Origin of the sequence: Streptomyces sp. SBT349, assembly GCF_001083795.1 — a bacterium.
Classification (GTDB): domain Bacteria; phylum Actinomycetota; class Actinomycetes; order Streptomycetales; family Streptomycetaceae; genus Streptomyces.
The window spans coordinates 1-11,278 of sequence record NZ_LAVK01000258.1; the positions used below are offsets into that span (position 1 = coordinate 1).

The following is an 11,278-nucleotide window of genomic DNA, read 5'->3' on the forward strand; positions in this document are numbered from 1 at the left end:
CCCCCCACCCCCACAGAGGACCCCCATGAAACGCACGAAACTTCGCCGAGGGCTGATCTGCGGCGTCGCCGTGACCGGCCTGATCGCGGTCGGGCTCGTGCCCGGTCTCGCCTCCGCGGACGACACCGTGGAGACCACCACCGCCACGACCGGCGCCGCGGCGGGTGACCCGGCCGCCGTTCGCGGGGCCACGCTGCCCTACGTCGAGTACGAGGCCGAGGACGGCGAGTACGACGGCGAGCTGCTCCAGGCGGACCCGGAGCGGACGTTCGGGCACACCAACTTCGCCTCGGAGTCCTCCGGGCGCGAGTCCGTACGGCTCACCCAGCAGGGCCAGTTCGTCGAGTTCACCTCGACCACCGCCACCAACTCGATCGTGGTGCGCAACTCCATCCCCGACGCGCCGAACGGTGGCGGCGCCGACGCCACCATCAGCCTGTACGCCGACGGCACCTTCGTGCAGAAGCTGGACCTGTCCTCCAAGCACAGCTGGCTGTACGGCAACACGGACGATCCCGAGTCGCTCACCAACACCCCGCAGGCCGACGCGCGGCGGCTGTTCGACGAGTCCCACGCGCTGCTGGCCGAGACCTACCCGGCGGGCACCACGTTCCGCCTCCAGCGGGACGCGGACGACAGCGCGTCGTTCTACATCATCGACCTGATCGACCTGGAGGAGGTCGCCCCGCCCGCTGAGCAGCCGGCCGAGTGCACCTCGATCACCGAGTACGGCGCGGTGTCGGACGACGGGAACGACGACACCGCCGCGATCCAGGCCGCGGTGACCGCCGACCAGAACGGCGAGATCGCGTGCGTGTGGATCCCGGCGGGCCAGTGGCGCCAGGAGCAGAAGATCCTCACCGACGACCCGCAGGATCGCGGCGAGTACAACCAGGTCGGCATCAGCGATGTCACCATCCGCGGCGCGGGCATGTGGCACTCGCAGCTCTACACCCTCACCCCGCCGCACGAGGCCGGTGGCATCAACCACCCGCACGAGGGCAACTTCGGCTTCGACATCGACGACAACACCCAGATCTCCGACATCGCGATCTTCGGCTCCGGGACCATCCGCGGCGGCGGTGGCGCCGAGGGCGGCGTCGGCCTCAACGGGCGCTTCGGCCAGAACACCCGGATCACCAACGTGTGGATCGAGCACGCCAACGTGGGCGTCTGGGTCGGCCGCGACCACAGCAACATCCCCGAGCTGTGGGGGCCGGGCGACGGCCTGGAGTTCAGCGGCATGCGGATCCGCAACACCTACGCCGACGGCATCAACTTCACCAACGGCACCAGCAACTCCACCGTGGACAACTCCTCCTTCAGGACCACCGGGGACGACTCCCTCGCGGTGTGGGCCAACCGCTATGTCGAGAACCCGGCCGAGGACATCGGCCACGACAACACGTTCAGCAACAACACCATCCAGCTCCCCTGGCGCGCCAACGGCGTCGCGATCTACGGCGGTTACGGCAACTCGATCGAGAACAACCTGATCTCCGACACCGCCAACTACCCCGGGATCATGCTGGCGACCGACCACGACCCCCTGCCGTTCTCCGGCCAGACCCTGATCGCAGGGAACGAACTGCACCGGACCGGCGGCGCGTTCTGGGGCGAGGCGCAGGAGTTCGGCGCCATCACGCTCTTCGCCGCCGGGCAGGACATCCCCGGGGTCACGATCCGCGACACCGCCATCTACGACTCGACGTATGACGGCATCCAGTTCAAGTCCGGTGGCGGCGCCGTCCCCGACGTCCAGATCAGCGACGTGACCATCGACGGCTCCAACAACGGCGCGGGCATCCTCGCCATGGGCGGCGCCCGCGGCAGCGCCACGCTCACCGATGTCACCATCACCGGCTCGGCCGACGGCGACGTCGTCATCGAGCCGGGCTCCCAGTTCACCATCACCGGCGGGCCCGCGCAGACGGCGGCGGTGACCAACCGCCGCATCCTCTGACGGTCCGCCTCCGACGGTCCGCCTCTGACCGTCCGCACCCGAACCGGGCAGGGCCCGTGGTCCCGAGCCGGGGCCGCGGGTCCCGCCCGCTGCCACAATCGCCGCATGGACTACTGGCCCTACCCGGCGGCCGAGGCCGACCGGATCGACCCGTTCGACGCCACGAGGCCCGAGACGCAGTACCTCGTCCTGCGCGGTTCACGGCCGAGCTACGCGTTCACCGACCCCGACGTCTTCGGGCCGTCCCTGTCGGAGTGGATCCCCATGGGGTACGGGATCCTCCGGATCGCGCAGAAGGTCGCCGTCCTGCGCGGTGGCCAGGTGGCGCGTCAGTGGCCCGTCCAGCGCCGCCACCCCCTTCTCCAGCCGGTGTCCTCCGACCCCGAGCCCTGGTGGAAACCCGACGACCGCCACCGCGCCTGGCTGCGCGGCGCGTGCGGCTACCGCGCGCTGACGGCGGAGGGCTTCGAGACCGCCGACGTCCACGACCGCGCCGCCGCCCTGGGGGCGGCGGCGGGGAGGAGCCGGGAGGGGCGGACGGCGCTGCTGCTGTACCTCTTCAACGCCATGGACTGGCACTGATCCCGTGCCCCCGGCGCGTGCCCCCGGCGCGTGGCCCGGACGGAGATCCGGGCCACGCGCCGTCGTGTCGGCGGCGGTCGGGTCAGCAGTAGAGGTTGCCGCCCGGGCTCACGCCCAGGATCCCCGTGAACTGCTGGTACCTGCTCACGCGGCTCTGGACCGTGCCCGGGTTGCGGCCGTCGCACTCCAGGGAGCCGTTGATGGAGCGGATGGTCTGGCCGAACCCGGCCTGGTTCACCATCGCGTTGTGCGGGGTCATGGTGCCCGGCCCGGTCTGGGTGTTCCAGTACCACAGGCCCGTGGCCCAGGCCACGGCCGCCTCCCGCTCGACCCGCCAGGGGTTGTTCAGCAGGTCCATGCCGAGGGCGTCGCCCGCGGCCTTGTAGTTGAAGTTCCAGCTGAGCTGGATCGGCCCGCGGCCGTAGTACGCCGCCTGGCCCGCCGGGCAGCCGTAGGACTGGCCCCAGTCGCAGTAGTTGGGGTAGTTGGCCTGGTTCTGCTCCACGATGTGGACCAGGCCGCCCGTCTCATGGTGGACGTTGGCCAGGAACGCCGCCGCCTCCTGCCTGCGCACCGTGTCGCTGCCGGTGTTGGCGAAGGCCGGGTAGGAGTTGAGCGCCTGGACCAGGCCGCTGTAGGTGTAGAAGCTGTTGCGGCCAGGGAACATCTGGTTGAACTGGGCCTCGCTCACCACGAAGCCGCTCGGGTTGGGGTTGCCGCCGCCCGAACCGGGCGCGGACCACTTCTGGTTCGTCTGGCCGGTGCAGGTCCAGATCTGGAGGCGGGTGCCGTTCGCGGTGGAGCGGTCACGGATGTCGAGGCACTTGTCGGCCTGCGGGTTCACGATGTCGTTCGCCGCGGTCACGACCCACCGCTGGGCGGGGCTGCCGGTGCAGTCCCACAGCTGAACCGCCGTCCCGTCGGCGGTGCCCCCGCCGACGACGTCGAGACACTTGCCCAGCGCCCTGAGGGTGCCGTCGCCCGAGTTCGACCAGCGCTGGGCGTTGCTGCCGTTGCAGTCGTAGATCTGTACGGGCGTGCCGTTGGCGGTGCTCGCCCCGGCGACGTCCACGCACTTGCCGCCCAGACCGCTGATCTGCCCGTCGGCGGCCTGGGCGGGCGCCGCCACGATCAGGCCGGCGAGGATCGCCGACAGGGCGGCGAGGGCCGCGGAGCGTCCGAGCGTGAGACGTCTGAGGAATCTGATGGACATCGCAGGTTGTCCCCTTCGCGCCATGGGCACTTCTCGTGCCGATTCGGAACACCCCCGCGCGCCGTCGGGAGACCGGCGTCCGCTCTCACAATTTAGTCGTGCGCATGACAATCCGGGGGCGGTGGGGGCGGGGAGGTGACCCGCACCGGGTGCGTGTGAGAGGGAGTCGCAGGGGTGGCTGAGCCGCTGCATTTCACTAGGTCTAGACCATGTCTGAACCATGGCAGCACCGCGTGTCGCCGTCAATACTCGGATCGTTCCGGACTTCCGCCGACCGCCCGCGAGGCGGTCGGTCGGCGGTCGGTCGGCGTGCGGCGTGCGGCGTGCGGAAGGGGTGGCGCGGCCCGGTCAGGGCTGGGTGAGGGACTGCGGGTAGTCGGTGATGATGCCGTCGACGCCGAGGGCGGTCATCGCCCGCATGGCTCCCGGCTCGTCCACGGTCCAGACGTTGATGTCCATGCCGAGCGCGTGCACGCGGTCGACCAGTTCCTGATCGGTGACGGTGTGCTGCGGGTTCACCTGGTCCGCCCAGCCGCTGAGCGCGACCAGCTCCTCCTCGGTCGGGCGTTCGGCGTCGAGCAGCCCGATCGGGACGCCGGGCATGAGGGTGTTGAACGCGGTCGCGTCGTCCAGCTCGAAGGACTGGACGGCGAGCCGGTCTGCGGCCAGCGCCTGCCCCACATAGCGGGGCTTGGAGCGCAGGAGCTCCGCGAAGTCCTCGGGGATGCCCTCGTAGTGGGCGCACGGGCTGAGCTCGGCGAGCAGCCCGGTGCGGCCGTCGACGCGCCTGATCACGTCGTTGACCGTGATGATCCGCTCGCCGGCGAACCGCTCGTGGAACCAGGAGCCCGCGTCGAGCCCGCGCAACTCGGCCCAGGTGAAGTCCGAGACGCGGTAGCTCGGGCGGCCGGGGTAGACCTCCTCCACGTCGGTGGTCCGCTCCAGGGTGCAGTCGTGGAAGTTGACCAGCCTGCCGTCCTTGGTGCGCTGGACGTCGATCTCCACGAAGTCGGCGCCCTGCTCGACGGCGAGTTCGACGGCGGCCGCGGTGTTCTCCGGCGCCATGCCGGAGGAGCCGCGGTGGGCGATGGAGTCGGGGCCCTCGGCGGCGTTCGCGGCCGTCGGCGTCAGCGCCAGGCCGAGGCAGCTCAGCGCTGCCGCGGCCACCGTCGTCGTGCGCCAGCTGCGCGGTGATGTCACGTCGGTCTCCACTGTTCTGGTGTTTCGGTGTCCCGGTTCGATCTCATCCGGTCTCATTCGATCTCGCATGATCGGATGCGAGGATTTCCGGCCGGAATGACGGGAAGTGGGCATCCGTCTGGCGCCATGGGGATCACCGTGTGACGCGGGTGCGTATGCCGGGCATAAGGGGCGAAGGGCGCGGAGCGCCTGGAGGAGCGCCTCCGTGGGGCCCGCCCCCCGCCGGGCGGCCTCGCGTTTCACCGATTGCGCTACCCTGTGCGCATGCGTGCCGTACGCCTTCTGCTTACGCGGCCGCGCTGACAAACGTCCTGACGACGTCAGCGTGGCTTCCCCTCCCTGCGTGGAGGGTTTTTTCATGCGCGGCGGATGACGACCGATGGAGCTTCGAGGACGATGAGCGAGACACACAGGTACGACGCCGCCCTGGCCGCGGAGATCGAGGCGCGCTGGCAGGACCACTGGGAGCGGCACGGCACGTACGAGACGCCGAACCCGAGCGGGGACCTGGCGGGCGACCCGGAGGTGGTGGCCCGGCCGAAGAAGTTCATCATGGACATGTTCCCCTACCCCTCGGGGGCGGGGCTGCACGTGGGCCACCCGCTGGGGTACATCGCCACGGACGTCTACGCCAGGTTCCACCGGATGAGCGGGCACAACGTGCTGCACGCGCTGGGCTTCGACGCGTTCGGGCTGCCCGCCGAGCAGTACGCGGTCCAGACCGGCACGCACCCCAGGATCTCCACCGAGGCGAACATCAGGACCTACCGGACGCAGCTGCGCCGCCTGGGCCTGGGCTACGACCCGCGGCGTTCGTTCGCCACCATCGATCCGGACTACTACCGATGGACGCAGTGGATCTTCCTGCGGATCTTCGACTCCTGGTACGACCGGGAGGCGGGCAGGGCGCGGCCGATCGCGGAGCTGGTCGAGCGCTTCGAGTCCGGCGAGCAGCCGACCCCGGACGGGCGCCCCTGGTCCGCGCTGTCGGCGGCCGAGCGGGCCGAGGTGCTGAGCGACCACCGCCTGGCGTACGCCTCCCAGGCCCCGGTCAACTGGTGCCCGGGTCTGGGCACCGTCCTGGCGAACGAGGAGGTCACCGCCGACGGCCGCTCCGAGCGCGGGAACTTCCCGGTCTTCAAGGCCAACCTGCGCCAGTGGAACATGCGGATCACCGCCTATGCCGACCGGCTGATCGACGACCTGGACAGCGTCGAGTGGCCCGAGGCCATCAAGCGCGCGCAGCGGAACTGGATCGGCCGTTCCACGGGCGCCCGGGTGGACTTCCCGATCGACGGGGGCGGCGCGCGGGCCGGGGACGGGGACGCCGGGGGCGTGGTCACCGTCTTCACCACGCGCCAGGACACCCTGTTCGGCGCCACCTACATGGTGCTGGCCCCCGAGCACCCGCTGGTCGGAGACGTGGTGCCCGCCGCCTGGCCGGAGGGCACCGCCGCGGCGTGGACCGGCGGGCACGCGACGCCCGCCGAGGCGGTCGCGTCCTACCGCAAGCAGGCAGCCGCCAAGTCCGAGGTCGAGCGGCAGGCCGAGGCGAAGGAGAAGACCGGCGTCTTCACCGGCGCCTACGCGACCAACCCGGTCAACGGCGAGCGGATCCCCGTCTTCATCGCCGACTACGTCCTGCTGGGCTACGGCACCGGCGCGATCATGGCCGTCCCGGCGCACGACAGCCGCGACTTCGCCTTCGCGCGCGCCTTCGAGCTGCCCATGCGCTGCGTGGTCGAGCCCGTCGACGGGCGCGGCACCGACCCGGCGGCCTGGGACGAGTCGTTCAACGCGGCCGACGCCCGCATCATCAACTCGGCGGCCCCCGGCATCTCGCTGGACGGGCTGTCCGTCCCCGAGGCCAAGGAGCGGATCAACGCCTGGCTGAGCGAGCGCGGCGCGGGCGAGGGCACGGTCAACTTCCGCCTGCGGGACTGGCTGTTCAGCCGCCAGCGGTACTGGGGCGAGCCGTTCCCCATCGTCTACGACGAGGACGGCGTCGCGCACGCGCTGCCCGACGAGATGCTGCCGCTGGAGCTGCCCGAGATCGACAACTACGCGCCGCGCACGTTCGACCCGGACGACGCCGACACCGAGCCCGAGACGCCCCTGTCGCGCAAAGACGACTGGGTGAACGTCGTGCTGGACCTGGGCGACGGGCCCAAGCGGTACCGCAGGGAGACCAACACCATGCCCAACTGGGCGGGTTCGTGCTGGTACCAGCTGCGGTACCTGGACCCCCGCAACGACCGGGCGCTGGTCGACCCCGAGATCGAGCGGTACTGGATGGGGCCGCGCGAGGGGATGCCCACCGGCGGCGTGGACCTGTACATCGGCGGCTCCGAGCACGCCGTGCTGCACCTGCTGTACGCGCGGTTCTGGCAGAAGGTGCTCTTCGACCTGGGCCATGTCTCGTCGGCCGAGCCGTACCACAAGCTGTTCAACCAGGGCATGATCCAGGCGTACGTCTACCGGGACAGCCGCGGCTTCCCCGTTCCCGCCGCCGAGGTCGAGGAGGTGGGCGACGGCGACGGCTGGATGTATGAGGGACAGCCGGTCAAACGTGAGCTGGGCAAGATCGGCAAGTCGCTGAAGAACGTGGTCTCGCCGGACGAGGTGTTCGCGGCCTACGGCGCCGACACCCTGCGGCTGTACGAGATGGCGATGGGGCCGCTGGACGTCTCCCGGCCGTGGGAGACCAGGGCGGTGGTCGGGCAGTTCCGGCTGTTGCAGCGGATCTGGCGGAACGTGCTGGACGAGGCGACCGGCGAGGTCGCCGTCGTCGAGGACGAGCCGGACGACACCACGCTGCGCGCCATGCACAAGGCGATCCACGGGGTCTCCCAGGACCTGGAACAGCTGCGGTTCAACACGGCGATCGCCAAGATCACCGAGCTGAACAACCACGTCACCAAGGTCCCCCGGGTGCCGCGGGCGGTGGCCGAGACGCTGGTGCTGCTGGCCGCGCCGCTGGCCCCGCACATCGCCGAGGAGCTGTGGCGCAGGCTGGGCCACGAGGAGAGCGTGGTCTGGGCCCCCTTCCCGGTGGCCGACCAGAACTACGTCACCGACGAGACGGTGACCTGCGTCGTCCAGGTCAAGGGCAAGATTCGCGCCCGGCTGGAGGTGGCGCCGACCGTGTCCGAGACGGAGCTGGAGGAGATGGCGCTGGCCGCGCCGGGGGTCAGGGAGGCGCTGGGCGGCGCGGGCATCCGCAAGGTGATCGTGCGTGCGCCCAAGCTGGTCAACATCGTTCCGGCCTGACGTCCTGGTCCGGGAGTGGCTCGGGCGCTTTACTCTGGAGACTTATGGAGATAGCTATCGCCTTCGTCGTGCTGTCCCTGGTGGTCTTCACGGTGTTCGTGCTGGCCGTGGTGCGCGGCGTGCGCGCCACCAGACGTGGCATCGACCGCGCCCGGCGGGAGGTCCGCCGGGCGGTCACCGACGTGTCGCTGTCGGCACGGGCGGTGCAGCCCGGCGTGCTGGGCGAGGTGGCGCGCACCCGCAAGGAGTTGCGCACCAGCGTGGACAGCACCCGCTCCACGCTGCTGGCCGGCGCGGACCGGGACCCGGCGCTGCGTGAGGCGCTGGCGCTCCTGGACCAGCTCTCCGGGCATGCCGAGCGTCTCGACGGCGAGTTGGCCTCGATGATGACCGGCGAGCCCGACCGGGCGCGGGTCTCGGCCCGCCTGCCCGAGCTGCGCGGGCGGGTGGAGCGGATCAAGGCATCGGCCGACTCGCTGCGGATGGCGGCGCAGGACCGGGCGCACCACGACAACGTGGAAGGGCTGGACGCCCTTCAGGAGCAGATCGCGATCGAGTCGAAGGCGCTGCGGCACTGGTCGCCCTCCGAGCAGCCGCGGTCGGCGCCGGGGCCCGCGTCCCGCCCCGCGTTCGAGGAGGGGAAGGCGGGCCGGGACGGCGACCGCAAGGCCGTCGAGGACGCGGACTGACCGCCCGCGCGGCTCCGCTAGTCTCCGTTTCATGTCCCGGTCCCGCTCCGTCGCCATCGTCACCGACTCCACGGCCTACCTGCCGCGGGAGGCGGTGGCGCGCCACGGGATCACCGTCGTCCCGCTCACGGTGGTGCTGGGCGGGACGGCGTTCGAGGACGGCACCGGGGAGGCGGCGCGGCGGCTGACGCGGGCGCTCCAGCAGCGGCAGCCGGTGACCACCTCGCGGCCGGGGCCCGCGATGTTCGCCGCGGCCTACCGGGCGGCGGCCGAGGCGGGGGCGGAGGGCATCGTCTCCCTTCATCTCTCGTCGGAGATCTCCGGCACCTACGACGCCGCGGTGGTCGCGGCCAGGGACGCCCCGGTGCCGGTCCGGGTCGTCGACAGCCAGATGATCGCCATGGCGCTGGGGTTCAGCGTGCTGGCGGCGGTAGAGGCGGTCGCGGCGGGCGGCACCCCGGACGACGCGGTGGCCGCGGCGGTCAAGCGGGCCGAGTCGACCCGCGCCTATTTCTATGTCGACACCCTGGAGCACCTGCGGCGCGGGGGCCGGATCGGCGCGGCGCAGGCCCTGTTCGGGTCGGCGCTCGCGGTCAAGCCGCTGCTCGAGCTGAGCGACGGGCGGATCGAACCATGTGAGCGGGTACGGACCGCGTCGCGGGCGATCGCACGGCTGGAGGCGCTGGCCGTGGAGCACGCGGGCACGGGACGCGTGGACGTGGCGGTGCACCATCTCGCCGCCGAGGAACGGGCCATGCAGTTGGGGGAGCGGCTGCGCGACCGACTGCCGGGACTGGTGGACCTGCATGTGAGCGAGGTGGGCGCGGTGATCGGCGCTCACACGGGGCCGGGACTGCTGGGTGCGGTGGTGTCTCCACGGTAGCCGCCGCGGCCGGGCATCGGTAGCGACGGAGGCCGAATCCCCCGCACGGGTGACGGAGTTGTCCACAGGGCCGCGGCTGTCCACAGATTTCGGCTGAGGCCGTTCCGGGCGGTGCCGCACGCCTACCTTCGGCCCCATGGACAACAGACGAAGTACCACACGAGGCGCCACACGAGGACGTGCACGAGGACGTGCACGAGGACCGCGCGCCGGCCGGACACCGGGCGGGCGCGGCGGAGCGGGGCCGGGGCGGCGTCCCGGCCCGGGGGCGCGTTCCTCGGCGCGGCGGCGAGGGCCGGTGGCGGGCGCGGTGGCCCGGCGGCGCGCGGCCGTGCTCTTCCCGGAGGAACACTCCTGCACCACCGGTGCGTTGACGCTCGCCGCGGGCTGGCGAGTGCTGCCGCGCGAAGCGAAGCCGCCGCCCGAGCCGCCGGGCGAGCCCCCGCCGGAGCGGGAGGAGGCGGCGGGCGATCCTTCCGGCGGTCCGCCGTCCGGTGAGCGGCGGCTGCCGCTGGCCGAGCGGCTGCGGCTGGCGGTGGGGGAGCGGCTGCCGTCGTGGCTGAGGCCGCGGTGCGGGATCGAGCCCAGGACGCTGGTCGCGCTGTGCGTGGTGCTGTTGATCGCGGCCGGATTCGCGGTCCACCACGTCTGGGCCGGTCGTCCCAGGCCGGTGGCGGTGGCCGAGCGGGTGGCGGACGGGACCGGGCGGGAGGTGGCGGACTCCGGTTCGGCGTCGGCCGCCTCCTCCGGGGACGGGGCGAGTGCGGAGGACCCGGCGGATGCAGAGGGCTCGGGCGATGTCGCCAACTCCACGGGGGCGGTGGGCGCTTCGGGAGGCGGCGAGGTCGTGGTCGATGTGGCGGGGGAGGTGGCCGATCCGGGCCTGTACACGCTCCCCGCAGGTTCCCGGGTGGGTGACGCGATCGACGCGGCGGGCGGAAGCGAGCCCGGCGCCGGGACCGCGGGGCTGAACCGGGCGCGGATCCTGATGGACGGCGAGCAGATCACGGTCGGCGGCGAGCCGCCGGCGGGGTCGGGAGGGCCACAGCCGACGGTCACGGGCGGGGTCCAGGGCGACGGCCCGATCAGTCTGAACACGGCCACGGCCGAGCAGTTGGAGGCGCTGCCCGGCATCGGACCCGTGCTGGCCGACCACATCGTCACCCACCGGGAGCGGTACGGCGCGTTCGCGTCCGTCGACGAGCTGGGCGAGGTCACCGGCATCGGTGACCGGCGGCTGGCGGATCTGAGGGACCGTGTCACCCTCTGAGCCGCGGGCCGGGGCGCGCCACCCGGTCCACGCCGCGGCCGGGCACAGGCTGGGGGACGCGGTGCCCGCGCCGAAGGGTCCCGCCGACCTGCGGCTGCTGGCGCCCGCCGCCGCGGCCTGGGCGGCGGCAGCCCTGGCGCTGGGCGCGCCGGGGCGGGCCACCGGGTGGTGCGCGCTGGGATGCTGCGCCGCGGCGGGGGTGCTGCTC

The 11,278-nt window shown here is 72.1% G+C and carries 8 protein-coding genes and 1 pseudogene; 7 read left to right on the plus strand and 2 right to left on the minus strand.

Going from position 1 to position 11,278, the window contains the following annotated elements; all coding sequences use genetic code 11:
- Window positions 1–25 precede the first annotated feature (25 nt).
- Together ADY01_RS25865 and ADY01_RS25870 are read left to right on the plus strand one after the other, a co-directional pair.
- Entirely contained in the window at window positions 26–1,963 is a 1,938-nt protein-coding gene (locus ADY01_RS25865) for a right-handed parallel beta-helix repeat-containing protein (protein WP_049578327.1), read from the plus strand.
- A gap of 105 nt (window positions 1,964–2,068) precedes the next feature.
- Entirely contained in the window at window positions 2,069–2,545 is a 477-nt protein-coding gene (locus ADY01_RS25870) for a hypothetical protein (RefSeq protein WP_049578328.1), read from the plus strand.
- An 82-nt stretch (window positions 2,546–2,627) separates the two neighbouring features.
- On the opposite strand, the gene ADY01_RS25875 is transcribed toward ADY01_RS25870, so the two are convergent.
- A complete protein-coding gene (locus ADY01_RS25875; RefSeq protein ID WP_049578330.1) occupies window positions 2,628–3,758 on the minus strand; it encodes a glycoside hydrolase family 19 protein in 1,131 nt (376 codons plus the stop codon).
- A 348-nt stretch (window positions 3,759–4,106) separates the two neighbouring features.
- Window positions 4,107–4,958, minus strand: coding sequence for a glycerophosphodiester phosphodiesterase (locus ADY01_RS25880; protein ID WP_049578336.1), 852 nt, complete (start codon window positions 4,956–4,958; stop codon window positions 4,107–4,109).
- A 396-nt stretch (window positions 4,959–5,354) separates the two neighbouring features.
- On the opposite strand from ADY01_RS25880, the gene leuS reads away from it, so the two are divergent.
- From leuS to ADY01_RS25905, 5 genes and pseudogenes are all read left to right on the plus strand, one after another.
- On the plus strand, window positions 5,355–8,228 hold the full coding sequence (leuS, locus tag ADY01_RS25885) for a leucine--tRNA ligase (RefSeq protein ID WP_049578331.1): 2,874 nt from the start codon (window positions 5,355–5,357) through the stop codon (window positions 8,226–8,228).
- Window positions 8,229–8,272: 44 nt separating this feature from the next.
- On the plus strand, window positions 8,273–8,917 hold the full coding sequence (locus ADY01_RS25890; RefSeq protein WP_063784357.1) for a hypothetical protein: 645 nt from the start codon (window positions 8,273–8,275) through the stop codon (window positions 8,915–8,917).
- A 31-nt stretch (window positions 8,918–8,948) separates the two neighbouring features.
- The gene (locus ADY01_RS25895; RefSeq protein WP_049578333.1) at window positions 8,949–9,800 is read left to right on the plus strand and encodes a DegV family protein; all 852 of its coding nucleotides are present in this window, start codon (window positions 8,949–8,951) and stop codon (window positions 9,798–9,800) included.
- 298 nt (window positions 9,801–10,098) lie between these two features.
- The gene (locus ADY01_RS25900; protein WP_159001431.1) at window positions 10,099–11,070 is read left to right on the plus strand and encodes a ComEA family DNA-binding protein; all 972 of its coding nucleotides are present in this window, start codon (window positions 10,099–10,101) and stop codon (window positions 11,068–11,070) included.
- Window positions 11,057–11,278, plus strand: a pseudogene (locus tag ADY01_RS25905) (hypothetical protein); the annotation flags it as partial. The gene ADY01_RS25900 and the pseudogene ADY01_RS25905, both read left to right, overlap by 14 nt.